This window comes from Paracoccus litorisediminis, from assembly GCF_009711205.1.
Taxonomy (GTDB): domain Bacteria; phylum Pseudomonadota; class Alphaproteobacteria; order Rhodobacterales; family Rhodobacteraceae; genus Paracoccus; species Paracoccus litorisediminis.
In genome coordinates, this window is sequence record NZ_WMIG01000001.1 from 622,796 (window position 1) to 648,378 (window position 25,583).

The 25,583-nt window shown below is 64.1% G+C and carries 23 protein-coding genes; 2 read left to right on the top strand and 21 right to left on the bottom strand.

Annotated features, from left to right (window positions below; translation table 11 throughout):
• Positions 1 to 27: 27 nt before the first annotated feature.
• Genes upp through GL300_RS03195 form a run of 5 tightly spaced genes read right to left on the bottom strand, consistent with a single transcriptional unit; the run spans position 28 to position 4,490 of the window.
• Positions 28 to 663 (bottom strand): uracil phosphoribosyltransferase, encoded by a 636-nt coding sequence (gene upp, locus GL300_RS03175; RefSeq protein WP_155038109.1) that lies wholly within the window; start codon positions 661 to 663, stop codon positions 28 to 30.
• Entirely contained in the window at positions 660 to 1,628 is a 969-nt protein-coding gene (locus GL300_RS03180) for an adenosine deaminase (RefSeq protein WP_155038110.1), read from the bottom strand. Before GL300_RS03180 ends, upp begins: the two co-directional genes overlap by 4 nt.
• Positions 1,625 to 2,818 (bottom strand): phosphopentomutase, encoded by a 1,194-nt coding sequence (locus GL300_RS03185; protein WP_155038111.1) that lies wholly within the window; start codon positions 2,816 to 2,818, stop codon positions 1,625 to 1,627. Before GL300_RS03185 ends, GL300_RS03180 begins: the two co-directional genes overlap by 4 nt.
• A complete protein-coding gene (locus GL300_RS03190; protein ID WP_155038112.1) occupies positions 2,815 to 4,098 on the bottom strand; it encodes a thymidine phosphorylase in 1,284 nt (427 codons plus the stop codon). Before GL300_RS03190 ends, GL300_RS03185 begins: the two co-directional genes overlap by 4 nt.
• A complete protein-coding gene (locus GL300_RS03195; RefSeq protein ID WP_192335443.1) occupies positions 4,095 to 4,490 on the bottom strand; it encodes a cytidine deaminase in 396 nt (131 codons plus the stop codon). The genes GL300_RS03190 and GL300_RS03195 overlap by 4 nt, the downstream gene beginning before the upstream one ends.
• 148 nt (positions 4,491 to 4,638) lie before the next feature.
• Here GL300_RS03195 and GL300_RS03200 point away from each other — a divergent pair, with 148 nt between their 5' ends.
• On the top strand, positions 4,639 to 6,918 hold the full coding sequence (locus GL300_RS03200) for an NADP-dependent malic enzyme (RefSeq protein WP_155038113.1): 2,280 nt from the start codon (positions 4,639 to 4,641) through the stop codon (positions 6,916 to 6,918).
• 108 nt (positions 6,919 to 7,026) lie between these two features.
• The gene (locus GL300_RS03205) at positions 7,027 to 8,931 is read left to right on the top strand and encodes a propionyl-CoA synthetase (RefSeq protein ID WP_155038114.1); all 1,905 of its coding nucleotides are present in this window, start codon (positions 7,027 to 7,029) and stop codon (positions 8,929 to 8,931) included.
• 115 nt (positions 8,932 to 9,046) lie between these two features.
• Here GL300_RS03205 and aroA read toward each other — a convergent pair whose 3' ends face one another.
• From aroA to nuoG, 16 genes are all read right to left on the bottom strand, one after another.
• A complete protein-coding gene (aroA, locus tag GL300_RS03210; protein ID WP_155038115.1) occupies positions 9,047 to 10,378 on the bottom strand; it encodes a 3-phosphoshikimate 1-carboxyvinyltransferase in 1,332 nt (443 codons plus the stop codon).
• Between the two features lie 87 nt (positions 10,379 to 10,465).
• Positions 10,466 to 11,167 (bottom strand): tRNA (guanine(46)-N(7))-methyltransferase TrmB, encoded by a 702-nt coding sequence (gene trmB / locus GL300_RS03215; protein ID WP_155038116.1) that lies wholly within the window; start codon positions 11,165 to 11,167, stop codon positions 10,466 to 10,468.
• Between the two features lie 36 nt (positions 11,168 to 11,203).
• A complete protein-coding gene (locus GL300_RS03220; RefSeq protein WP_155038117.1) occupies positions 11,204 to 12,880 on the bottom strand; it encodes a ribonuclease J in 1,677 nt (558 codons plus the stop codon).
• On the bottom strand, positions 12,873 to 13,652 hold the full coding sequence (locus GL300_RS03225) for a type III pantothenate kinase (RefSeq protein ID WP_155038118.1): 780 nt from the start codon (positions 13,650 to 13,652) through the stop codon (positions 12,873 to 12,875). Before GL300_RS03225 ends, GL300_RS03220 begins: the two co-directional genes overlap by 8 nt.
• 3 nt (positions 13,653 to 13,655) lie before the next feature.
• On the bottom strand, positions 13,656 to 14,414 hold the full coding sequence (locus tag GL300_RS03230) for a biotin--[acetyl-CoA-carboxylase] ligase (RefSeq protein ID WP_211594938.1): 759 nt from the start codon (positions 14,412 to 14,414) through the stop codon (positions 13,656 to 13,658).
• Positions 14,407 to 15,912, bottom strand: coding sequence for an NADH-quinone oxidoreductase subunit NuoN (nuoN, locus tag GL300_RS03235; protein WP_155038120.1), 1,506 nt, complete (start codon positions 15,910 to 15,912; stop codon positions 14,407 to 14,409). Before nuoN ends, GL300_RS03230 begins: the two co-directional genes overlap by 8 nt.
• Before the next feature lie 9 nt (positions 15,913 to 15,921).
• Positions 15,922 to 17,463, bottom strand: coding sequence for an NADH-quinone oxidoreductase subunit M (locus GL300_RS03240; protein ID WP_155038121.1), 1,542 nt, complete (start codon positions 17,461 to 17,463; stop codon positions 15,922 to 15,924).
• Position 17,464: 1 nt separating this feature from the next.
• Positions 17,465 to 19,633, bottom strand: coding sequence for an NADH-quinone oxidoreductase subunit L (gene nuoL / locus GL300_RS03245; protein ID WP_155038122.1), 2,169 nt, complete (start codon positions 19,631 to 19,633; stop codon positions 17,465 to 17,467).
• A 6-nt stretch (positions 19,634 to 19,639) separates the two neighbouring features.
• Entirely contained in the window at positions 19,640 to 19,945 is a 306-nt protein-coding gene (nuoK, locus tag GL300_RS03250) for an NADH-quinone oxidoreductase subunit NuoK (protein WP_155038123.1), read from the bottom strand.
• A 101-nt stretch (positions 19,946 to 20,046) separates the two neighbouring features.
• A complete protein-coding gene (locus GL300_RS03255) occupies positions 20,047 to 20,649 on the bottom strand; it encodes an NADH-quinone oxidoreductase subunit J (protein WP_155038124.1) in 603 nt (200 codons plus the stop codon).
• Positions 20,646 to 21,050, bottom strand: a complete 405-nt coding sequence (locus GL300_RS03260; RefSeq protein WP_155038125.1) for a carboxymuconolactone decarboxylase family protein — start codon at positions 21,048 to 21,050, stop codon at positions 20,646 to 20,648. Before GL300_RS03260 ends, GL300_RS03255 begins: the two co-directional genes overlap by 4 nt.
• Positions 21,047 to 21,538, bottom strand: a complete 492-nt coding sequence (nuoI, locus tag GL300_RS03265; RefSeq protein WP_134678826.1) for an NADH-quinone oxidoreductase subunit NuoI — start codon at positions 21,536 to 21,538, stop codon at positions 21,047 to 21,049. The genes GL300_RS03260 and nuoI overlap by 4 nt, the downstream gene beginning before the upstream one ends.
• Positions 21,538 to 21,720, bottom strand: coding sequence for a hypothetical protein (locus tag GL300_RS03270; protein WP_155038126.1), 183 nt, complete (start codon positions 21,718 to 21,720; stop codon positions 21,538 to 21,540). The genes nuoI and GL300_RS03270 overlap by 1 nt, the downstream gene beginning before the upstream one ends.
• A gap of 1 nt (position 21,721) precedes the next feature.
• A complete protein-coding gene (gene nuoH, locus GL300_RS03275; protein ID WP_155038127.1) occupies positions 21,722 to 22,759 on the bottom strand; it encodes an NADH-quinone oxidoreductase subunit NuoH in 1,038 nt (345 codons plus the stop codon).
• 18 nt (positions 22,760 to 22,777) lie between these two features.
• The gene (locus GL300_RS03280) at positions 22,778 to 23,515 is read right to left on the bottom strand and encodes a PQQ-dependent sugar dehydrogenase family protein (protein ID WP_225612026.1); all 738 of its coding nucleotides are present in this window, start codon (positions 23,513 to 23,515) and stop codon (positions 22,778 to 22,780) included.
• A 45-nt stretch (positions 23,516 to 23,560) separates the two neighbouring features.
• Positions 23,561 to 25,576: an NADH-quinone oxidoreductase subunit NuoG gene (gene nuoG / locus GL300_RS03285; RefSeq protein ID WP_155038129.1), complete on the bottom strand. Its 2,016-nt coding sequence runs from the start codon at positions 25,574 to 25,576 to the stop codon at positions 23,561 to 23,563.
• Positions 25,577 to 25,583: the final 7 nt, after the last annotated feature.

A 25,583-nucleotide genomic window follows, 5' to 3' on the forward strand; every position in this document is an offset into this window, starting at 1 on the left:
AGGGCTGAAGATGCGGTTAACGCGGCCTCATTTCGTGCCGAACATGCGGTCGCCGGCATCGCCCAGACCTGGCACGATATAGCCGTGATCGTCCAGCCGCTCATCCAGCGAGGCGGTGACGATCGGCACATCGGGATGGGCTTCCTTCATGCGCGCCACACCCTCGGGCGAGGCCAGCAGGCACAGGAAGCGGATGTTCTTGGCCCCTTCCTTCTTCAGCATGTCGATGGCCGCGACCGAGGAATTTCCGGTGGCCAGCATCGGATCGACAACGATGGTCATGCGCGCGTCCAACTGCTTGGGAACCTTGCAGTAATATTCGACCGGCTGCAGCGTCTCGGGGTCGCGGTAAAGGCCGATGAAGCCCACGCGCGCCGCCGGGATCAATTCAAGAATTCCGTCCATCAGCCCGTTCCCGGCCCGCAGGATCGAGATCAGCGCCAGCTTTTTCCCCTCAAGCAGCGGGGCCTGCATTTCCTGCAAGGGCGTCTCGATGGTGACGCTGGTCATCTCCAGTTCGCGCGTGACCTCATAGGCCAGAAGCAGGCTGATCTCGCGCAGAAGGCGGCGGAAGCTGGCGGTCGAGGTGGTCTTGTCGCGCATGAGCGTCAGCTTGTGCTGGACAAGCGGATGGTCGACGACGGTCAGATGCTGTTGGGTCATGAAAGCTCCTGTTTCAGGCGGTCCCTGGTTTCATTGTCGCAGAAGGCGGCCTCGGCGGCCCAAAGGTTCATCTGGCGGAATTCTGTTTCCGCCCAGCCGAACCGGTCTGCGAGCATGTCGTATTCACGCGAAAGCGTGGTGTGGAAAAACGGCGGATCGTCGGTCGAGACGGTGACGCGCACTCCGGCATCGGCCAGCCGCGCGATCGGGTGACTAGCCCAGTCGCGCACGACACCCAATGCGACATTCGAGCCGGGGCAGACCTCCAGCGTGATTTCACGCTCGGCCAGATCGCGGACCAGCGCCGGATCTTCGATGGCGCGGATGCCGTGGCCGATCCGGGTCACGCCCAGATCCAGGACGCCACGCACCGATTCCGGCCCGCGCCATTCCCCGGCATGGGCGGTCAGGCCCAGACCTGCCTCGCGCGCGCAGTCGAAGGACCAGGCAAAATCCTTGGGCTCGCCCAGATCCTCAGCCCCGGCCAAACCAAGGCCTGCGACCCAGCCGCCAGCGGTCTCCGCGGCGCAGATCGCGGTCTTTTTCGCGCGGTCGGGCCCGTAATGGCGGATGCAGGTCAGGATGGCACGGCTTTCGACGCCCGAAAGCGCATAGGCCTTCGCCACCTCCTCCATCGCACCCAGATGGTCGCGCCATGCGGAAAGGTCCGCGTCGCCGCAGAATTCGGGCGAGACGAACAGCTCGACATAGATCGCGCCCTGTTCTCCGCATTCGTTCAGCACGGCGGACAGCAGACGGGCGTAATCGGCAGGGCCGCGCACGACGCTGGTCGCGGCCTCGTAGACGCGCAGGAAGTCATTGAAGCCGCGATAATGGTAGCGGCCCTGATCGTCGAACATGCCGCTCAGATCGGTGTGATGTTCGCGCGCCAGACCGCGAATGAAGGCAGGCGGGGCCGCGCCTTCCAGATGCAGGTGCAGTTCGACCTTTTTCAGCGACTTCATAGGAACGACTTTCCGGGTCCGACGGCAGCAAGGCCAAGATGATCCGCGACCGAGGCCGCGATATCGACGAAATCCACCTGTCCGATGGCGCGCGGGCCCATGCCCCAACCCAGCACCGGGACACGTTCGCGCGTGTGGTCGGTGCCGATCCAACTGGGATCGTTGCCGTGATCGGCGGTGAAGATCGCAAGGTCGCCGGGACGCAGCCGGTCGATGAACTGCCCGGCGACGGTGTCGAACCATTCCAGCGCATTGGCATAGCCCTGAATGTCGCGGCGATGGCCGTAAAGGCTGTCGAATTCGACGAAATTGGCAAATGTCAGGCTGCCCGGCTGAGCCTCATCCGCCAGACGGATCAGATGCTTAGCCAGATCGGCGTCGGACTTGCCCTTATGCAGGTGGCTGATTCCGCGATGCGAGAAGATGTCGCCGATCTTGCCGATGGCATGGGTCACGCGGCCCGCCGCTTGCGCCGCATCCAGAATGGTCTGACCGGGCGCAGAGATAGCGTAATCGCGGCGGTTGGGGGTGCGGCTGAACTGCCCATCCGCACCAAGGAACGGCCGGGCGATGACCCGGCCCACCCGCATCGGATGCACCATCGCCGCCACGTCCTGACACAGCTGGTAGAGCCGCTCCAGACCGAATGCCTCCTCATGTGCCGCGATCTGCAAGACGCTGTCGGCCGAGGTGTAGCAGATCGGCCAGCCGGTCCGCAGATGTTCTTCGCCCAGGCGGGCAATGATCTCGGTTCCCGAGGCATGTTCATCACCCAGAATGCCGTCCGTCCCCGCCGCCTGCGCGATCCGCGCGGTCAGATCGGCGGGAAAGCTGGGGCGGGTGTCGGGGAAATAATGCCAGTCCCATGGCACCGGCACGCCCGACAATTCCCAATGACCCGAAGGCGTGTCCTTACCGGGGGAAACCTCGCTTGCGGCGCCCCACAGGCCCTGCGGCTCAGCCCCAAGGCCGGGGGCATCCTGCCCGCTGGCCAATCGCACCGCCGCCCCCAACCCCAGAGCGTCCAGATGCGGCATGTGCAGCGGGCGGGCCTGCGCGATATGGGCCAAGGTATTCGCGCCGATATCGGGGACATGGCCGTTGAAAAAGCGCGCGGCATCCGGCGCGCCACCGATGCCGACGGAATCCATCACGATCAGAAAGGCGCGGGTCTGGGTCGGGGTGGTCATTCGGGCGAAACCTCGCAGCGGATCAATGGGCCGGGTGCGGGGCCGTCCCCCATCAGATAGGCGGACTGCACGCTGGCGATGGCCGCCTCGGCCGCGGACATTGTCGCGGCATGGACAAAGCCCAAGGGGCGGTCAGGGCCCGCCTCTTCGCCGATACGCAACAGATCCGCAAGACCAACGCGGGGATCGATGCGATCGCCCGCATGCAACCGCCCACCGCCAAGGGCCACAACGACATGGCCCAAGGCCTGCGTGTCGATGGCGGCAACGCGGCCCCGCGCAGGAATCGGCAGGATCACCGGGGCGTCGGGCAGATGGGCCTCGGGGCGCTCCAGCAGGTCTGTGGGCCCGCCCTGCGCCACGACCATGCGGGCAAAGCGTTCCGCCGCGTGACCCGAGGCCAAGGCCTGCCCCGCCCCCTCAAGGTCGGCCATCGCAAGGCAGGCAACGGACAGGTCCAGCGACAGTTCCACCAGCGCGCCCCTCGCGCCTTTCAGGACGGCAATCGCCTCGCGCAGTTCCAGCGCATTGCCGGCGGCGCGGGCCAGGGGCTGATCCATGTCGGTGATATAGGCCATCGTCCGGCAGCCTGCGCCATTCGCGGTCTCGACCAGCGCGCGGGCCAGTTCCAGCGCGGCCTCGGGACTGCGCAGGAACGCGCCCGAGCCCTGCTTTACGTCCAGCACCAGCCCGTCCAGCCCCGCCGCCAGCTTCTTGGACAGGATCGAGGCGGTGATCAGGTCGATGGACCCAACTGTCGCCGTCTCATCCCGGATCGCGTAAAGCCGCGCATCGGCGGGGGCCAGATCGCGGCCCGCCGCGACAATGGCGCAACCGGTCGCAGCGACGGTCCGGCGAAATTCATCCTCGGACAGTTGCGTGCGGAAATCGGGAATGGCCTCCAGCTTGTCCAGCGTCCCCCCGGTATGGCCCAGACCCCGCCCGGAGATCATCGGAACGTAAGCCCCGCAGGCGGCGACGATCGGCGCAAGGATCAGGCTGACCGTGTCGCCGATGCCCCCGGTCGAATGCTTGTCGACCACCGGGCCGGGCAGATCCCAGCGCAGCACCCGCCCAGAATCGCGCATGGCGCGGGTCAGCGCGACCCGCCCCCCCTCGCCCAGACCGGCCAGCAGCGCGGCCATGGCGAATGCCCCGGCCTGCGCATCGCTGACCGAACCATCGGCCAGCCCGCGTGCGATCAGCGCCGCGCCGTGGTCGTCCAGCCCGCGCCCGTCGCGGACCCCCGCAATCACCGGACGCGGATCGCTTTGGCTCATTCGATGCCCGACATGTGGCTGATGTCGAAGCGCCCCGGCAGAAGTTCGCCGATGGTGGTCGAAAGCGTCACCCCCGAGGTGGTCGCCAGCAGCACCGGTGTGTCGGGCTTGCCGAACTCGGCCAGCTTCTGGCGGCAGCCGCCGCAGGGCGGCACCGGGCTGGGGCTGTCGGCAATCACCGCGACCTCGATCAGCTCGGTCTCGCCACTGGCGACCATCAGGGCGATGGCCCCGGCCTCGGCACAGGTGCCTTCGGGATAGGCCACGTTTTCAACATTGCAGCCACGATAGACCTGCCCCGAGGTCCCGCGAATGGCCGCGCCCACCTTGAATTTCGAATAGGGCGCATAGGCCCGTTCGCGCACGTCGCGCGCCGCATCCAGAAGCGTCACTTCCGCACCTTTTCACATAGCCGTCATTCGCCCCTTCATCATTGCGCCCGGCCTCGGGGTGTTGCAAGTCCAAGCCATTCGGACGCGCCCCCTGTTCGTCGCGTCAAAATTAGTTTAACGCTGAACCATCTTGAGAGGAGGTCGCATCATGGAAGAACGCAGGCAGGACAATGCACGGCAGGCCGCGCTGGATTACCACGAGTTTCCCCGCCCGGGAAAACTTGAGGTGCGCGCCACCAAACCGCTTGCCAATGGACGCGACCTCAGCCGGGCCTATTCGCCGGGCGTCGCCGAAGCCTGCCTGGAAATCAAGGCCGATCCCTCGACCGCGGCGCGCTATACCGCACGCGGCAATCTGGTCGCCGTGGTTTCGAACGGCACCGCCGTTCTGGGCCTTGGCAATATCGGGGCGCTGGCCTCGAAGCCGGTGATGGAAGGCAAGGCCGTCCTCTTCAAGAAATTCGCCAATATCGATTGTTTCGACATCGAACTGGACCAGCCCGACCCGGAAAAGCTGGCCGAGATCGTCTGCGCGATGGAGCCCAGCTTTGGCGCGATCAACCTTGAAGACATCAAGGCCCCCGATTGCTTCATCGTGGAAAAGATCTGCCGCGAGCGGATGAATATCCCGGTCTTCCATGACGACCAGCACGGCACCGCCATCGTCGTCGGCGCGGCTGCGACCAATGCCCTGCGCATCGCGGGCAAGTCCTTCGAGGATATCAAGGTCGTCTCGACCGGCGGCGGCGCGGCGGGCATCGCCTGCCTGAACATGCTGCTGAAACTGGGCGTCCGGCGCGAGAACGTCTGGCTCTGCGACATCGCCGGCCTCGTCTACGAAGGCCGGACCGAGCAGATGACCCCGCAAAAGGCCGAATACGCTCAGAAAAGCGATCTGCGCACGCTGGATGACGTGATCGGCGACGCGGACCTGTTCCTTGGCCTGTCCGGCCCCGGCGTGCTGACGCCCGAGATGGTCGCCAAGATGTCCAAGCGCCCGATCGTCTTTGCCCTGGCGAACCCCACCCCGGAAATCCTGCCCGAGGATGTGCGGAGCGTCGCCCCCGACGCGATCATCGCCACCGGTCGCAGCGATTACCCGAACCAGGTCAACAACGTCCTGTGCTTCCCCTTCATCTTCCGCGGTGCGCTGGATGTCGGTGCAACCACGATCAATGACGAAATGCAGCTGGCCTGCATCGAGGGCATCGCGGCGCTGGCCCGTGCGACGACCTCGGCCGAGGCCGCCATGGCTTATCGCGGCGAAACGCTCAGCTTCGGCCCCGATTACCTGATCCCCAAGCCCTTCGACCCGCGCCTGATCGGCGTGGTGTCCACCGCCGTCGCCAAGGCCGCGATGGAAACCGGCGTCGCCACCCGCCCGCTGGATGACGTGAACGCCTATAAGCGCAAGCTGGACGGCTCGGTCTTCCGCTCGGCCATGATCATGCGCCCGGTCTTTGAGGCCGCGGCCACCGTGAACCGCCGCATCGTCTTTGCCGAAGGCGAGGACGAACGCGTGCTGCGCGCCGCCAATGCCATGATTGAGGAAACCACCGACGCGCCGATCCTGATCGGTCGCCCGGAAGTCATCGAGATGCGCGCCGAACGTGCTGGCCTGCCGATCCGCCCCGGCCGCGATTTCGAGATCGTGAACCCCGAAAACGACCCGCGCTACCGCGATTACTGGGGCACTTACCACGAATTGATGGCCCGCCGCGGTGTGACCCCCGAGGTCGCCCGCGCCATCATGCGCACCAACACCACCGCCATCGGCGCGGTCATGGTCCATCGTGGCGAGGCCGACAGCCTGATCTGCGGCACTTTCGGGCAGTATCACTGGCACCTGAACTACATCAATCAGGTGCTGGCACGCGACGGGCTGCGCCCGCATGGCGCGCTGTCGCTGATGATCCTTGAGGATGGGCCGCTGTTCATTGCCGATACGCAGGTTCACCACACCCCCGATCCCCAGCAACTCGCCGAAATCACCCTTGGCGCAGCCCGCCATGTCCGCCGCTTCGGCCTGACGCCCAAGATCGCGCTTTGCTGTCATTCGCAATTCGGCAATCTGGACACCGAAACCGGCAAGCGCATGCGCGAGGCCATGGCGATCCTTGACGCCAAGGGGCTGGATTTCGTGGTTGAGGGTGAAATGCACATGGATGCGGCGCTTGACCCTTCGGTGCGCGAACGGCTGATGCCGCATTCGCGGCTTGAAGGCGCGGCCAACGTGCTGGTCTTTGCCAATACCGACGCGGCTTCGGGGGTGCGCAACGCGCTCAAGATGAAGGCGGACGGTCTTGAGGTCGGCCCGATCCTGATGGGCATGGGCAACAAGGCCCATATCGTCACCCAATCGGTCACCACCCGTGGCCTGCTGAACATGAGCGTTCTGGCTGGCACCCCGGTCGGCCATTACGGCTAAGCCCTGCGGCGGATCGCCGCAGCAAAGCGATCCGCCAAACCCATCAAGAACCTTGCCCGACCGATCCTGACGCGCAACTCTCTTCCCGTCTTTGGGAGGAGAGCAGGAATGGGGTATCAGGACATCTATGCCGGTTGGCAGGCCGACCCGGAAGGGTTCTGGATGCAGGCTGCCGAGGCGATCGACTGGGTCAAAAAGCCCTCAAAGGCGCTCTTCGACGAAAATGCCCCGTTCTATGAATGGTTCTCGGATGGGATGGTGAACGCCTGCTGGAACGCAGTGGACCGCCATGTTCTGGCCGGTCGCGGCGATCAGGTCGCGATCATGCATGACAGTCCGGTCACGCTTTCGACCAAGGGCATCACCTTTCGCCAGTTGCAGGACCGCGTGGCCTCGCTGGCCGGGGCGCTGCGCATGCGCGGCGTCGAAAAGGGCGACCGCGTCATCATCTACATGCCGATGATCCCCGAAGCGGTGGTCGCCATGCTGGCCTGTGCGCGGCTGGGGGCGATCCATTCGGTGGTTTTCGGCGGCTTTGCCGCGCATGAACTGGCGGTCCGCATCGACGACTGCACGCCCAAGGCGATGATCGCGGCCTCCTGCGGGTTGGAACCCGAGCGCGTCGTCCATTACAAGCCGCTGCTGGACGCGGCCATCGACCTTGCCAGCCACAAGCCCGAATTCTGCGTCATCTTCCAGCGCGAACAAGAGGTTGCCAAGCTGGTCGAGGGCCGCGATTTCAACTGGCACGGCTTCCAATACGGCGTCCGCCCCGCCGAATGTGTCCCGGTCGAGGGCAACCACCCCGCCTATATCCTTTACACTTCGGGCACGACCGGCCAGCCCAAAGGCGTCGTGCGCCACACGGCGGGCCATCTGGTCGCGCTACAATGGTCGATGAAGAACGTCTACAATATCGAGGCCGGAGACCGTTTCTGGGCCGCCTCGGATGTCGGCTGGGTCGTCGGCCACAGCTATATCTGCTATGGCCCGCTTCTGGCCGGGGCCACCACTGTCGTCTTTGAAGGCAAGCCCGTCGGCACGCCCCATCCCGGCGTCTACTGGCGTACGATCCAGAACCACCGCATCAAAAGCTTCTTCACCGCCCCCACCGCGCTGCGCGCCATCCGCCGCGAGGACCCGGAAGGGAAATGGATCAAGCGCTACAAGCTGCACGATCTGCAGGCCCTGTTCCTGGCCGGCGAACGCGCCGACCCGGATACGGTCATGTGGGCGCAGGAACATCTGGGCGTGCCGGTGATCGATCATTGGTGGCAGACCGAAACCGGCTGGCCGATCGCCGCAAACCCGCTGGGGATCGAGCCGCTGCCGATCAAACCCGGCAGCCCCTCGGTCCCGATGCCCGGCTATGACATCAGCGTGCTGGATGAGGGCGGCAACCCCGTTCCACCCGAGACGCTGGGCGCCATCGCCATCCGCCTGCCATTGCCACCCGGCACCCTGCCGACGCTGTGGAACGCCGACGAGCGCTTCCGCAAAAGCTATCTCGACCACTTCCCCGGCTATTATGAAACCGGAGATGCGGGCTATCTCGACCGGGACGGCTACCTTTACGTCATGGCCCGCACCGATGACGTGATCAATGTCGCCGGGCACCGCCTGTCCACCGGCGCGATCGAGGAAGTCCTTGCCAGCCACCCCGCCGTCGCCGAATGCGCAGTGATTGGTGCGGCAGACCCACTACGCGGTCAGATCCCGCTGGGGCTGCTCTGCCTCAAGTCAGGTGTGAATATCCCCGATGAGCAACTGGTTTCCGAGGTGGTGAAACTGGTCCGCGAGCGTATCGGCCCGGTCGCGGCATTTCGTTCGGCCTGCGTGGTCAAGCGCCTGCCCAAGACCCGCTCGGGCAAGATCCTGCGGGCGACGATGACCAGGATGGCCGACGGGCTGGATTTCAAACCTCCGGCAACAATCGACGACCCCGCCATCCTCGACGAGATCCGCGCGACGCTGGCCACAATCGGCTATCCCGCCATTGCCAAGACCGGCTAGGGACGCTCCCTGCGCAGCTTAGGGTCTGGCGATTTGAAAACGGTGAGACCCCAAGGGATTTCACCGTTTCCTAAATACCCATTCCTGGCAGTTCGACAGTCGCGGGCTTTCGACCTTACGCGATATCCGCGCCAAGCGCCTTCATCAGCGGCAGGAAGTCGGGGAACGAGGTCGCGATCGGGCTGCCATCGTCAACACTGACCGGCTGCTCCGAGGCAAGGCCCGCGACAAGGAAGGACATGGCAATGCGGTGATCCAGATGGGTGACGGCGTTGGCGCCGCCACGTAGCCCGCCGGAGCCATGAACGGTCATGGTGTCCTGAGTTTCCTCGACCGAGGCACCGTTTGCGCGCAGGCCGGTGGCCATGGCCTCGATCCGGTCGCTTTCCTTGACGCGCAGCTCATGGACGCCCTGCATCACGGTCGTGCCGGTCGCGAAGCAGGCGATGACCGACAGGATCGGGAATTCGTCGATCATGCTGGCGGCGCGCTCGGGCGGAACGGTCACGCCTTTCAGCGGCCCGTGGCGAACCAGCAGGTCGGCGACCGGCTCGCCGCCCTCTTCGCGCGGGTTTTCAAAGGTGATGTCCGCGCCCATTTCCAGCAGCGTGACGTAAAGCCCGTCGCGGGTCGGGTTGCGGCTGACGCCCGGAACGCGGATTTCCGATCCGGGCACGATCAGCGCCGCCGCGACCGGAAAGGCCGCGCTGGAAGGGTCGCGCGGCACGGCAACGGGTTGGGGTTTCAGCTCGGGGCGGCCGGTCAGGGTGATCACACGCCCCTCATCCGTTACCTCGGTGGTGATGGTCGCGCCGAAACCGGCCAGCATGCGCTCGGTATGGTCACGGGTCGGTTCGGATTCGATGACCACCGTCTGGCCCGGCGCATTCAGCCCGGCCAGCAGCACGGCGGATTTGATCTGGGCACTTGCTACCGGGGTTTTGTAGCGCACCGGGACGGATTCGGCCGCGCCCTTGATGGTCACGGGCAGGCGCTTGCCTTCGCGCGCGGTCACTTCACAGCCGAACAGCTCCAGCGGGTCGGTGACGCGGCCCATCGGGCGGCGCGACAGGCTGGCGTCACCGGTAAAGGTCGCGGTGATCGGGCTTGTCGCCATCGCGCCCATGATCAGGCGCACGCCGGTGCCGGAATTGCCGCAATCGATCACGCCTTCGGGCTCGGAGAAGCCGCCGACGCCGACGCCATTGACCTTCCACTCGCCCTCACCCAGACGCTCGACCTGCGCACCGAATGCCTGCATGGCCTTGGCGGTGTCCAGAACGTCCTGCCCTTCCAGAAGGCCGGTGATATGGGTTTCGCCCACCGACAGCGCGCCAAGGATCAGCGCGCGGTGGCTGATCGACTTGTCGCCGGGAACCTTGGCCTCGCCCTTCAGCGGACCCGAGCGGCGGGAGGTCATCGGAAGCGGTTCGGCGGAATGTGACATGGAGGGCCCCCTTGGCTTGTCGCGCAAGGTGATAGCGGTCACGGGGGCCGCTTGCAATCAGCCCCCGACAGATTCCGCCCCTGCCCTTCAGCCTTGGCGGCGGAAGGTCACGTAATGCGGCACGCGACCCTCGCGCAGCGCCTTTTGTTCGTAGCGCGTCGACAGCCAGTCGTCCCAAGGCTCGGCGCTGTCATGGATCAGGTCGAAGCCCGCGGGCGGCACTTCCTCGCGCGTCTGGCGGATGTAGTCGGGAATGTCGCTGGCCACGCGGAACTCGGCACCGGGTTTCATCACGCGGGCAAGCGGGATCAGGTGCTCCGGCGTCACGAAGCGGCGCCGGTGGTGGCGCGCCTTCGGCCAAGGGTCCGGATAGTTCAGGAAGGCCTTGTCGACCGAGTTTTCCGGGAACACATCCATCAGATCGCGCGCATCGCCGGGATGGACGCTGACATTTTCCACGCCCGCGGCGCGGATCTTGCCCAGCAACATGGCGACGCCATTGATGAAGGGCTCGCAGCCGATGATGCCGATTTCCGGGTAGCGGGCGGCCATGTGGACCATGTGCTCGCCGCCGCCGAAGCCTACTTCCAGCCAGACCGGGCGGTCATCGCCAAAGATCGAGGCCGGCGAAACCGGCGCGCGGTCGGGATTGTCCTGCACGGTGATGCCACGCGGACGCAATGTCCCGAGGTCCTCGGACAGGTAGCCCTTCTGGCTTTGCCGCAGGGTCTTGCCGTGACGACGGCCATAGAAATTGCGGCGCGGGGGATTCGGATCGAATTCGGTCATGCCGCGCCCATATGAAGGGCGCGGCGCGACGTCAAGTCATTCCGCAGCGAGTCGCGAAATGATCACCTGAACTTCGGGCTTCTTGCCGATCTCTTCCATCGAGACCTGACGGGTGATCTTGCGGATGGCTTCCTCAAGCCGGTCGTCATCCATCACCGTGCGGTCATCGGCGCGTTCGAGGAACTCGGCCAGCTCGCTTTCGATATTCCCGGCCAGCGGAACGCCCGCGCGGCCGGTTTCGGGCAGGCCGGACAGTTCAACCCAAGCGTCGGGCAGCGGGCTGTCATCCTCGTCCACGATGACCGAGACCATGACCTTGCCGTTCAGCGCCATGCGGATACGGTCGCGGACCACGCCGTCCATCGCACCGATCAGCACCGTGCCGTCCAGATACAGCCGTCCGGTATCGATCTGGTCGACCACGCGGGGGGCTTTCCCGGCCAGATCCACCATCATCCCGTTCGTCACCACCATCGAGGCGATGCCGCGCGATTCCGCCAGCTTCATATGCTCACGCAGATGCATGTGCTCGCCATGCATCGGGATGACCATCTGCGGCTTGATCAGGTCATGCACGGCCTCGATATCGGGGCGGTTGGCATGGCCCGAGACGTGATACAGCCCGTCATCGGCGTCATAAAGATCAACGCCCAGCTCGCTCAGCTGGTTCTGGATGCGGATCACGCCGCGTTCGTTGCCGGGGATGGTGCGGGACGAGAACAGGAAGCTGTCCCCTTCCTTCAGCTGGATGCCCAGATAACGGCCCCGCGACAGTTGCGCGCTGGCGGCGCGGCGTTCGCCCTGACTGCCGGTGACGATCAGCATGACCTTGTCACGCGGCATCTCGGCGGCTTCCTCGGGGCTGACCACCGGCGGGAAGCGGTCCAGAATGCCGGTTTCGATCGCCACCGTGACCATACGGCGCATGGCGCGGCCCAGCAGGCAGATCTTGCGCCCCGAGGCGATGGCGGCCTCGGCCAGGGTCATCAGACGGGCGACGTTGCTGGCAAAGGTGGTGGCCACGACCAACTGCGGCTGGGCCATCACCCAGTCGAGGATCGGGTTGGCCAGCACGGCCTCGGACCGGCCGGGATGGGTCGAGAAGATGTTGGTGGAATCGCAGGTCAGAACCTTGACCCCATCACCCTCGCGCGCGATCTCGCGCCACAGGATCGGGTCGAAGCGCTCACCCACCACGGGGGTGCCGTCCAGCTTGAAGTCGCCGGTATGGACGATGCGGCCAGCGGGCGTGTCGATGACCAGCGCCGAGCTTTCCGGGATCGAGTGGCTGACCGGCACGAATTGCACCTGGAACGGCCCGGCGGTGATGACCTCGGGGCGCGGGGCGTGGATGTGGATCTGGTCGATGGGCTGGCCCATCTCCTCCATCTTCAGGCGCGCGATGGCACCGGTGAAGCGGCGGCAATGGATCGGCTTCTGGACCTTGCCCCACAGCAGGCCAAGCGCGCCGACATGGTCCTCATGCGCGTGGGTGATGAAGATCGCCTCGATACGGTGGCGGTTCTCCTCAAGCCAGGCGACATCGGCCATGATCAGGTCGATGCCGGGTGCGGTGTCCATGTCGCCGAAGGTCACGCCCAGGTCGACGACGATCAGGCGTTCCTTGCCCGGTTCGCCGTAGCCATAGACATAGGCGTTCATGCCGATTTCGCCCGCGCCGCCCAGCGGCAGATAGATCAGGCGTTCAGCCATGGGCCATCTCCTTGTTATAATCGTGGATCAGGCGTAGGCCGTGCATGGTCAGGTCATCCTCGATCGCGTCGAACAGATCAAAACCCTGATCGAACAACGGCGCAAGTCCGCCGGTGGCGATGACCTTCATCGCCCTCCCGCGTTCCTGCCGGATCTTTTCGACGATCCCCTGCACAAGGCCGATATAGCCCCAGAAAATGCCTGACTGAATGCAGGCAACGGTATTGGTGCCGATGACCTTCATGGGCATCGTCACGTCGACATGCGGAAGACTGGCCGCACCCATATGCAAAGCTTCGAGCGAGAGGTTCACGCCCGGAGAAATCACGCCGCCGACATAGGCGCCGTCCGTATCGACCACATCGAATGTGGTGGCAGTTCCAAAATCGACCACGATCAGGTCCGGCCCGTGGCGGTCGAATGCGCCGACCGTGTTCACCAGCCGGTCGGGACCGACGGTCGTGCCCTGATCGACGCGCGGCGCGACCGGCAGCAGGCAGTCGGGCTTGCCCACGACCAGCGGGCGCGTGTCGAAATAGCGGTTACACAGCACACGCAGGTTGAAGACAACGCGCGGCGCGGTGGCGCTGATGATGCAGTCGGTGATGTTCAGATCCAGCTTCTGCAACGTCATCAGCGTCGACAGCCAGACGAAATATTCATCCGCCGTACGGCGGTGGTCGGTCGCGATCCGCCACAGGGCGCGGAAACGCTCACCATCCCAGACCGAGAAGACGGTGTTCGTGTTCCCGGTATCGATGCAGAGCAGCATTGCTCAGACTCCGAAATAGACATCCGCCGCGGGCAGGATCTGCCGGCCGGACGGAGTGTTCAGGACCAGCGCGCCGGTCTGGTCGATGCCCTCAAAGACGCCCTGCGTCTGGGTCGCGCCGGTGCGGGCGATGATCGTCTCGCCCAGACGGGCGGCGCGGGACAGCCAAGCGTTGCGGATCGGCGCGAAGCCGTAAGTGTCCATCTGCGCCAACCATCGCGCGAAATGCGGGGCAAGCAGATCAAGGAATTCTTCGGCGCTGACGGCAAAGCCGGTCTCGCCCAGCACGGAAACCGGGGTGACGGCATGCGGCTCGACCGCGCCCCGATCCGGAGCGGCGGCAAGGTTCACGCCGATGCCGACGGCAAGCCCGGTCAGGTCATTCCCCGAGCCCGCGCTTTCCAGCAGGATGCCCGCGACCTTGCCGCCATTCAGCAGCACGTCATTGGGCCATTTGATCGAAAGCCGCGCCGAAGGACCGCAGGCATCGCCAAGCGCGTCATGCAGGGCCAAGGCGGCGACAAAGGAAATCTGCGCGGCGGCAGCGGGACCGCCCTTGGGCCGCAAGAAAAGCGTGCCGGCGAAGTTACCCGCCGGCATCACCCATTCTCGTCCGCGGCGACCGCGTGCGGCCGCCTGCTGATGTGCCATGATCCAGGCCGGACCGCTCAGCGACGGTGCAAGGCGCAGCGCCTCGCTATTCGTGCTGTCGGTGCGGGCCAGCACATGCCGGCCCACGCCCTCGGGCCAGGTATCACTCAACGCGTTCGGGCTCGGCCGGCAGCGTTTCGGGGGCGGTAGTCGGGGCAATCTCGGCGGTGTGGCCGACCAGAGCCTCGGCGGCGCGGCCTGCAGCGACATCGACACCCAGCATGTTGATCGCGCCGAACAGCATGGCTGCAGCCGGGATCATCAGCGCCAGGTACTGGACGGCGCTCATGCGGCTGGTCACACCGTCGGTCTCGGAACCGAAATACATGTAGTAGACGATACGCAGGTAATAGAAGGCGCCGATGACCGAGGCGATCACGCCCAGCACCGCCAGCCAGCCCATGCCCGCATCAACCGCCGCATTCAGCACGCCGAACTTGGCAAAGAAGCCCAAGGTCGGCGGCACACCGGCAAGGCTGAACATCAGCACCAGCATGGCCAGACCCTTGGCCGGGTCGGTCCAGGCGAAACGGTTCAGCGAGGCCAGATCGGTGACCGGCGTGCCGTCACGCTCCAGCGACAGGATGAAGGCGAAGGTGCCGACATTCATCACCGCATAGATGGTCATGTAGATCAGCATCGCCTGCACGCCCAGCGTCGAACCCGAGGCAAGGCCAACCAGCGCAAAGCCCATATGGGCGATCGAGGAATAGGCCATCAGGCGTTTGACATTGGTCTGGCCGATACCGGCGATCGAACCCAGGAACATCGACAGCACAGCCAGCGCCGCGACGATCTGGCTCCAGTCGCCGATGACCTGACCGAAGGCGTCAAAGACCAGACGCGCGATCAGACCCATCGCCGCAACCTTGGGGGCGGTGGCGAAGAAGGCGGTGACCGGCGTGGGCGAGCCTTCATAGACGTCCGGGGTCCACATGTGGAACGGAACCGCCGACACCTTGAAGGACAGGCCGACCAGCATGAACACCAGACCGAACAGCACGCCCAGCGACAGGTGGCCGGATTGCACCGCGTTGATGATGCCGCTGAAATTGGTCGTGCCCGAGAAGCCATAGACCAGCGAGGCGCCGTAAAGCAGCAGGCCGGAGGACAGCGAGCCCAGAACGAAGTATTTCAGACCGGCTTCCGACGAACGCACCGAGTCCTTGCGCATCGCGGCGATCACGTAAAGCGCCAGCGATTGCAGCTCAAGGCCCATATACAGGGTCAGCAGGTCGCCCGCCGAGACCATCAGCATCATGCCGATGACCGACAGCGTCACCACGATCGGGAATTCGAAGCGCAGCATGCGGCGGCGTTCGAGGTAATCGACGCTCATCGCAAGGACGGCGGCGGCCGAAACCAGCATCACCACCTTGGCAAAGCGCGAGAAGCCGTCATCGGTGAACATGCCGTAGAAGGCCTGCGCATCGGGACGGCCACCCAGACCCACCATGGCGGCGACGATCAGGAAGGCCGCGACCGTGGTCCAGAGCAGCGTCCGGGCCAGCTTGTCCTTGCCGAGATAGGCTCCGACCATGAGGGCGGCCAGCGCATAGGCTGCCAGCAGCGCCTCGGGCAGAATGGTCGTGAAATCGAGCGAGGTCATGTCCGCCCCCTAGTGGCTTGTCGCAGCCGCGGCGGTTTCCACCACCGGCTGGCTTTGGTTGTAGTCATTGAGCAGCGCGGCGACAGCCGGGCCGGTCACATCGGTCACAAGGCGCGGATACACACCCAGGATCAGCGTCATCGCGATCAGCGGCACAAAGATCCAGCGCTCGCGCGGGGTCATGTCGGTGATCGACTTCAGGCTTTCCTTCAGCAGCTGGCCCAGCGTCACGCGGCGATACAGCCACAGCGCATAGGCCGCAGAGAAGATCACGCCCGAGGCCGCGACCAGCGCCACCCAGGTATTCGCGCGGAACGTCCCCAGCAGCGTCAGGAATTCGCCGACAAAGCCCGAGGTGCCGGGCAGGCCCACGTTCGCCATGGTGAAGAACATGAACACGGCGGCATAGGCCGGCATCCGGTTGACCAGCCCGCCATAGGCGTCGATCTCGCGGGTGTGCATGCGGTCATAGATGACGCCGACGCAAAGGAACAGCGCGCCCGAGATGAAGCCGTGGGACAGCATCTGGAAGATCGCGCCATCGACACCGACCTGGTTCGCCGCAAAGATCCCCATGGTCACGTAGCCCATGTGGGCGACAGAGGAATAGGCGATGACCTTCTTCATGTCCGACTGCGCCAGTGCGACCAGCGAGGTGTAGACGACGGCGATCGCCGACATCCAGAACACCACCGGCTGCATGATGTCGGAGGCGACCGGGAACATCGGCAGGCTGAAGCGCAGGAAGCCGTAGCCACCCATCTTCAGCAGAACCGCGGCCAGCAGGACCGAACCGGCGGTCGGTGCCTGAACGTGCGCGTCGGGCAGCCAGGTATGGACCGGCCACATCGGCATCTTGACCGCGAAGCTGGCAAAGAAGGCCAGGAACAGCAGCATCTGCATGCCGCCGATCACCGTCACGCCCAGCAGGCGGAAGGTTTCATGCGGGAAGTCGAAGGTCAGCAGCGTCGGAATGTCGGTGGTGCCCGCCATGCGATACATGGCGATCATCGCGACCAACATCAGCACCGAGCCGAGGAAGGTATAAAGGAAGAACTTGAAGGACGCATAGATGCGGTCCTTGCCACCCCAGATGCCGATGATCAGGAACATCGGGATCAGGCCGGCCTCGAAGAACAGGTAGAACAGGACCAGATCCAGCGCGGTGAACACGCCGATCATCAGACCTTCCAGCACGAGGAAGGCGATCATGTATTCCTTGACCTTCGTGTCGACCGTCCAGCACGAAAGGATGGTCAGAGGCATCATGAAGGTGGTCAGCAGGACGAACAGGACCGAGATCCCGTCCACGCCCATCTTGTAGCGCAGGCCCATGATCCAGGCCTTGTCCTCGACGAACTGGAAGCCGGTATTGGCCGGATCAAACCCGAACAGAACGAAAAGCGAGATCAGGAAGGTGGCCGTCGTCGCCAGCAGCGCAAGCCATTTGGCATTGCGCGCGGCGGCCTCGTCCTGACCGCGCAGGAACAGAGCCATGATCCCTGCCGCAACGATGGGCAGGAAGGTGATGATGGAAAGAAGGTTCGTCATATCAGTGCGCGCCCCGCATCATCACCCAGATCAGCAAGCCCACGATGCCGACGACCATGGCGAAGGCGTAGTGGAACAGATAGCCCGATTGCACCCGGACCGCCGCGCGCGTCAGGCGCGGGATGATCCCCATGGCAACCCCGTTGATCGCCCCGTCGATCGTGGCCCCGTCGCCCTTTTTCCAAAGGAGACGGCCAAGGCACAGCGCCGGGCGGACGAAGATGAAGTTGTAGATTTCGTCGAAGTACCACTTGTTCAGCAGGAACTGGTAAAGCGCGGGCTGGGCCTTTGCCAGTTTGGCCGGAATCTCCGGGCTGCGGATATAGAAGATCCACGCCGTGAACAGACCCAGAAGCATCGCGATGAAGGGCGAGACCTTCACCCAGGCCGGGGCGTGGTGCGCCTCGTCCATGATGTGGTTGTCGGGCGCCATGTAGATCGCGCCACCGACCGGGGCTGCGACTTCATGGGCGGTGGTTGCGGCATGCTCACCCTCGGCAGCCGGGGCGGCATGTTCGGTCGCGGTAGCAGCCGGGGCAGCAGGTGCTGCGTGTTCAGCCGTAGCGGTCTCGGTCGCGACATGCTCGACCGGGGCCGTGCCGTGCTCGGCCGGGGCCGCCTCACCCTCGGTCGTCTCATGCGCGCCGGGGATGTGGAAGAAGCTGGTGACCTTGTGGTGGTCGCCAAAGAACGGACCGAACCAGACCATACCGGCAAAGACCGCGCCGATGGCCAGAACGCCCAGCGGAATGGTCATGATGGCCGGGCTTTCATGGGCATGTTCATGCGCATGGTGATCGCCGCGTTCCTTGCCGAAGAAGGTCAGGAAAATCAGGCGCCACGAATAGAAGCTGGTGAAGCAGGCCGCGATGACCAGCATCCAGAAGGCGTAGCTGTTGCCAGCCCAGGCGCTTTCGATGATCGCGTCTTTCGACAGGAAGCCTGCGAAGCCGATATGGGTCAGCGGAATGCCGACGCCGGTGATCGCGAAGGTGCCGATCATCATCGCCCAGAAGGTCAACGGGATCTTTTTGCGCAGGTTGCCGTAGTTCCGCATGTCCTGTTCGTGATGCATCGCGTGGATGACCGAGCCGGCACCAAGGAACAGCATCGCCTTGAAGAAGGCGTGGGTCAGCAGGTGGAACATGGCGGCCGAATAGACGCCGACGCCCGCGGCCACGAACATGTAGCCCAGCTGCGAACAGGTCGAATAGGCGATGACGCGCTTGATGTCGTTCTGCACCAGACCAACCGTCGCTGCGAAGAAGGCGGTGGTCGCACCGACGATCACGATGAAGTTCTTCGCATCCGGGGCGAATTCATACAGCGGCGACATCCGGCAGACCAGGAACACGCCCGCGGTCACCATGGTTGCGGCGTGGATCAGCGCCGAAACCGGGGTCGGGCCTTCCATCGCGTCCGGCAGCCAGGTGTGCAGCAGAAGCTGCGCCGACTTGCCCATCGCGCCGACGAACAGAAGGAAGCCCAGCAGGTTCGCTGCGTTCCACTCGCGCCACAGGAAATGCATGTTGGTCTGGGCGATTTCCGGCACTTGCTGGAAGATGGCGTCGAAATGGATCGAGCCGGTCAGCCAGTACAGGCCAAAGATGCCCAGCAGGAAGCCGAAGTCACCGACGCGGTTGACGATGAACGCCTTCATCGCAGCGGCGTTCGCGCTTTCCTTTTTGTAGTAGAAGCCGATCAGCAGGTACGAGGCGACACCGACGCCCTCCCAGCCGAAGAACATCTGCAGCAGGTTATCCGCCGTCACCAGCATCAGCATGGCGAAGGTGAAGAACGACAGGTACGCAAAGAAGCGCGCCTTGTAATGCTCGTGGTGGTGGTCCCAGTTGTCGTCATGGGCCATGTAGCCCAGCGAATACATGTGGACCAGCGCCGAAACCGTGGTCACCACGATCAGCATGATCGCGGTCAGCCGGTCCAGACGGATCGACCATTCGGTGACGAAATCACCCGACACAACCCAGTCCATGACCGGGATGTGGCGCGGCACGCCGTCGAAGCCCAGGAACAGCACCCAGCTCAGCAGGCAGCACAGGAACAGAACCCCTGTGGTAAGATATTGCGCGGCTTTCTCGCCGATCAGCCGCCAGCCGAAGCCCGCGATAATCGAGGCCAGCAGGGGCGCGAAGAGGACGATCTTTTCCATGCCGTCTTAACCCTTCATCACGTTGACGTCTTCCACCGCGATCGTGCCGCGGTTGCGGAAGAAGACCACGAGGATTGCAAGGCCGATGGCGGCCTCGGCGGCAGCGACCGTCAGGATGAACATGGTGAAGACCTGCCCCACCAGATCGCCCATATGGGTCGAGAAGGCGACGAAGTTGATATTCACCGCCAGCAGCATCAGTTCGATCGACATCAGGATGACGATGACGTTCTTTCGGTTCACGAAGATCCCGAAAATGCCGGTGACGAAAAGTATCGCCCCTACGACAAGATAATGTGTCAATCCGATCATCTTCGTGGTCCCTCCGGGCCTTCGCCCGTTGAAAAATCCGTTCGCTGGATGGACCGCCCTGTGGCGGTCCCGATTGGCTAAGGTTCGCGCGAGGTGCGGGCTTACAGCCCCTGCCCCGGCTTCACGTCTTTCATTTCCATGGTCTTGGCCGGGTCGCGCCACATCTGCTCCAGCACGTTCTGGCGCTTGATGTCGCGGCGGTGGCGCATGGTCAGCAGGATCGCCCCGATCATCGCGACCAGCAGGATCAGGCCTGCGATCTGGAAGTTCAGCAGGTAGCGATCATAGATCAGCATGCCCAGACCTTTGGTGTTCTGCACGCCCTCGACGATGGGGGCGACACGCTGGCTTTCGGCGATCTCGGCCGGGGTCCAGCCCGAGAAGGCGATGCCCAGCTGCGCCAGCAGCACGATACCGATCAGCAAGGCCAGCGGCAGATAGCGCGCCAGTTCCCCCCTGAGCGCGGCGAAATCGACGTCAAGCATCATCACCACGAACAGGAACAGCACCGCCACCGCGCCGACATAGACGACGATCAGCAGCATGGCGACGAATTCCGCCCCTTGCAGGACGAACAGGCCCGACGCGGAAAGGAAGGCAAGGATAAGCCACAGCACCGAGTGAACCGGGTTGCGGCTGATCACGACCATGAAGCCTGCGACGCAGGCACTGATCGCAAACAGGTAGAAAGCGAAGGTCATCATTCCTCGTCCTCCTCGGCATAGACGCTCTGGGCGATCTCGAGCGCCTTCTGCATCGCAGGCAGCCCGCCGAACATGCTCATCTGAAAGATCGTCTCGGCGATCTCGCGTTTGGTGGCGCCGGTCGCAAGCGCCTGACGGATGGTCAGACGCAGTTGCGGCTCGGCCAGCGCGCCCTGAACGGTAATCGCGCCGATTGTCAGAAGCAGACGCGTCTTGGCGTCCAGCCCCTCACGGTTGAAAGTCTTGCCGAACCACAGCTCAAGCATGTCCGCCGGCATGACGGGCACCAGCTTTTCCATCGCGCGCATGTCGAAATGTTCGAGCGCGGGATTCCACGCCCGCGCCATTTCCTGGCTAGATGCCATCATCTGCGCGAAAAGCTTGGTGAACGCGTCGGTCATCTGTAGGGCGCATCCAGTTGCAGGTTGCGCGCGATTTCCGATTCCCAGCGCTCGCCATTGGCCAGCAGCTTTTCCTTGTCATAGAAAAGCTCTTCGCGGGTTTCGGTCGCGTATTCGAAGTTCGGGCCTTCGACGATGGCATCGACCGGGCAGGCTTCCTGACAGAAGCCGCAATAGATGCATTTCGTCATGTCGATGTCGTAGCGCGTGGTGCGGCGCGAGCCGTCCTCGCGCGGTTCGGCATCGATGGTGATGGCCTGAGCCGGGCAGACCGCTTCGCACAGCTTGCAGGCGATGCAGCGTTCTTCCCCGTTCGGGTAGCGGCGCAGGGCGTGTTCACCGCGGAAACGCGGCGAAATCGGGCCCTTTTCATGCGGGTAGTTCAGCGTCGGCTTGGGCGACACGAAATAGCGCATGCCCAGGCCGAAACCCTTGATGAAATCCCACATCAGGAAATATTTGGTCGCCCGCGCGAAATCGAAGGCCATCAGAAATGCTCCCCTTTTCTGGGTGCCGCGAAGCGGTCGAATGCGGCGACATACTCGCGCACCCGCGCGCCGTCCTTCGCATGCTCCGCCGTGTCAAGATTATTGGCGAGGAAATGGGCCAGTTCGATCTTGTCGGTCTCACTGGCTGTGGCGAATGCCTCGGCTAGCTTGTTGGAAGACATGTTATCCTCCGATCGCCCAGCGGGCCCAGAAGCCGCCGAAGACTTCGTAACGGGCAAGGATCGCGATCAGCACAACCCAACCCAGCGACAGCGGCAGGAACACCTTCCAGCCGATACGCATCAGCTGGTCGTAGCGGTAGCGCGGCACGATCGCCTTCACCATCGCGAACATGTAGAACCAGAACCACATCTTGATGACCATCCACCACCAGCCGTCGGCGATGAACGGGACCGGCGACAGCCAGCCGCCGAAGAACAGCAGCGAAAGCAGCGCGCACATCAGGTAGATGGCGATATATTCACCGGCCATGAACAGCAGGTAGGGCGTGGACGAATATTCGACCATGTGGCCCGCGACCAGTTCCGATTCAGCTTCCGCCAAGTCGAAGGGCGGGCGGTTCGTTTCGGCCAGCGCCGAGACAAAGAACAGCACGACCATCGGCAGGTGCGGCAGGAAGTACCAGTTCAGCAGACCCCAGTCGCCCTTCTGCGCATGCACGATCTCGGTCAGGTTCATCGACCCGGTCGAGATGATGATGCCGATGATGATCAGGCCCATCGAGACTTCGTAGGAAATCATCTGTGCGGCCGAACGCAGCGACGCAAGGAACGGGTATTTCGAGTTCGAAGCCCAGCCGCCCATGATCGAGCCGTAAACCTCAAGCGAGGACGCGGCGAACACGAACAGGATGCCCACGTTGATATTGGCCATGACCCAGCCCTCGTCGAAGGGGATCACGACAAAGGCGAACAGCGCCAGCATCATCGACAGGAACGGGGCCAGGAAGAAGACGAACTTGTCCGCCCCGGCCGGGATCACGATTTCCTTGACGATGTATTTCAGCGCGTCGGCAAAGGTCTGCAGCAGGCCCCAGGGACCGACCACGTTCGGACCACGGCGCATCTGCACGGCGGCCCAGATCTTACGGTCGCCATAGACCATGAAGATCAGCGAGCCCATGACAAAGGCAATGACTGCCAGACCCTGCAAAAGCAAGATCAGCGCGAAACCGTAGGATGAGGCCCAAAACTCAGCCATGATCTTTCGTCCCTCTCATCACGCCGCGGGAATGCCGCGCGACTTGCATTCCTGCAAGGTGTCTTTCGTTGTCATCACCGTCAGCCCCATAGGTTTTTTCCCTGACAGGGTAAAAACCGAGCCGACGACGATCTTGCCATTGCGTTTGTCGCGCAATGTCCGAATGTGGCGAGCGTACGGCGTTCCGTTCGCATCCGCCCAATTGGCCAGCGCGCATGTGGCATAGGCGAACGCCGTGTCGGCGTCCACCCCACTGCGAAGATTTGCCGTCACTTCGATCAGGCTATCCCCGCTCTTGCGCTTGCTGGGCCATGCTTTGACGGTCGCGCCCTGGAAGTCCTTGGGCTCGGCCGTGAAACTTGCCGGAAGATTGAGCTTCAGCGGCTGTGTGCGGGCACGGAAGTCGGCCAGTGCCTTTTCCTGCGCCGTCAGCCCGCGTGCACGGACCGGGCCCATATTGGGCACGCCCGACAGGTCAAGCTGCATGTTCTCGTTCAGCATCAACAGATCCGCTTCGGTCAGCGCGAAGGCGTCCTTCCCCTCGGGGCTGTCCAGCGTCATCTCGCTGACCGAGCCGTCGGGTTCCAGAATCAGGATCTCGCCCGATTTGGTCGAGACCCGCCCGCGCGAGATCACCTTCTTGCCGGGTGCGCCGGCATCGCTTTGCACGACCGTCACGTTCAGCTCTTCCGGCTTGGCGGGGGGCCGCGAGGCGTCAGTGCTGTCCGAGTCGCAGCCCGCCAACAGCGACGCCATCAGTCCGATCCCGAAAAGCGCTGCAAAGCGGCTCCCCATGCGTGTTTACTCCGCTGCCATTGCAGGCGCCTTGCGCGCCGCCGCCATTGCCGAAAGTTCCCCCATCAGCGGCGAGCTGCGCGCGATCGGGTTGGTCAGGTAGAAGTCTTTCACCGCAAGGCGGAAGGTCGCGCGGCCCATGTCGCGCAGCTCCAGCGCCTGCCATTCATTGGCCGGGACCTGATCGATCTGCGCCAGATGCGGCACAGCCTGAACCAGCGCACGGCGCAACCCGGCAAGGCTGTCCCAAGGCTGGGTCTTGCCCAGTTCGGCCGACAGCGCGCGCAGGATCGCCCAGTTTTCCTTGCCCTCGCCCGGCGCGAAGTTTGCGCGCATGGCCAGTTGCGGACGGCCTTCGGTATTGACGAACAGCCCGCTTTCCTCGGTGTAGCAGGCACCCGGCAGGATCAGGTCGGCGCGATGCGCACCGCGATCACCGTGGCTGCCCTGATAGATCACGAAGGGACCGGCGGCGATGTCGACCTCATCCGCGCCCAGATTGTAGATGACCTCGGCGCCCTCGATGGCGGCGGTCAGGCCACCTTCGGTCACGGCACCCACATCCAGCGCGCCGACGCGGCCAGCGGCGGTATGCAGGACCAGCAGCTTGCAACCGCCCAGTTCGCAGATGCGCATGGCATGGGCCAGAACGGCCTCGCCATCGGCTTCGCTCAGCGCGCCCTGCCCCACGATGACCAGACCCGGCGTGCCGTCGCTGGCCAGATCCTGTGTCAGCAGATCGGCCAAAGCGGCGCGGTCGGTGCCCAGATGGGCGTAGTCGAAGGTCAGGTCCACGGCCTCGCCGATCAGCGCGACCTGTGCACCATTCGCCCAAGCCCGGCGCAGGCGCGAGTTCAGGACCGGCGCTTCCTCGCGCGGGTTGGTGCCGATCAGCAGGATGCGCTTGGCGCTGTCTATATCCGCGATGCTGGCATTACCGACATAGGCCGAGCGGTTGCCTGCGGGCAGACGCGCGCTATCGGTACGGCTTTCGACCTTGCCGCCCAGACCCTCGACCAGTTGCTTCAGGCTGAAGGCGGCCTCGACCGGGACCAGATCACCGATCAGGCCGGTAACCTTTTTGCCCTTCATCGCGCGGGCGGCAGTTTCCAGCGCCTCGGGCCAGGTGGCGGCGCGCAGGCGGCCGTTTTCACGGATATAGGGCTTGTCCAGACGCTGGCGGCGCAGACCGTCCCAGACGAAACGGGTCTTGTCGCTGATCCATTCCTCGTTCACGCCGTCATGGTTGCGCGGCAGGATGCGCATGACTTCGCGACCCTTGGTGTCGACACGGATGCTGGCGCCAAGCGCGTCCATCACGTCGATCGACTCGGTCTTGGTCAGTTCCCACGGACGGGCGGTGAAGGCATAGGGCTTGGAAACCAGCGCGCCAACCGGGCACAGGTCGATGATGTTGCCCTGCATGTTCGAGACCAGCGTCTCATTCAGGTAGCTGGTGATCTCGCTGTCTTCGCCGCGACCGGTCTGGCCCATCTGGGTGATGCCCGCGACCTCGGTGGTGAAGCGCACGCAGCGGGTGCAGCTGATGCAGCGGGTCATATGGGTTTCGACCAGCGGCCCAAGGTTCAGGTCCTCAGACGCACGCTTCGGCTCGCGGAAGCGGCTAAAATCGACGCCATAGGCCATGGCCTGATCCTGCAGGTCGCATTCGCCGCCCTGGTCGCAGATCGGGCAATCCAGCGGGTGGTTGATCAGCAGGAATTCCATCACGCCTTCGCGGGCCTTCTTGACCATCGGCGAGTTGGTGCGGACTTCGGAGGGCGCGCCATCCGGGCCGGGACGCAGATCCTTGACCTGCATCGCGCAGGAGGCGGCAGGCTTCGGCGGGCCGCCGACAACCTCGACAAGGCACATGCGGCAGTTGCCGGCGATGGACAGCCGCTCGTGATAGCAGAAGCGCGGCACCTCGACCCCGGCCAATTCGCAGGCCTGGATCAGGGTCATGTTCGGATCGACCTCGATAATCTTGTCGTCGATCTTGAGCTTGCGAAGATCTGCCATCTTGTCT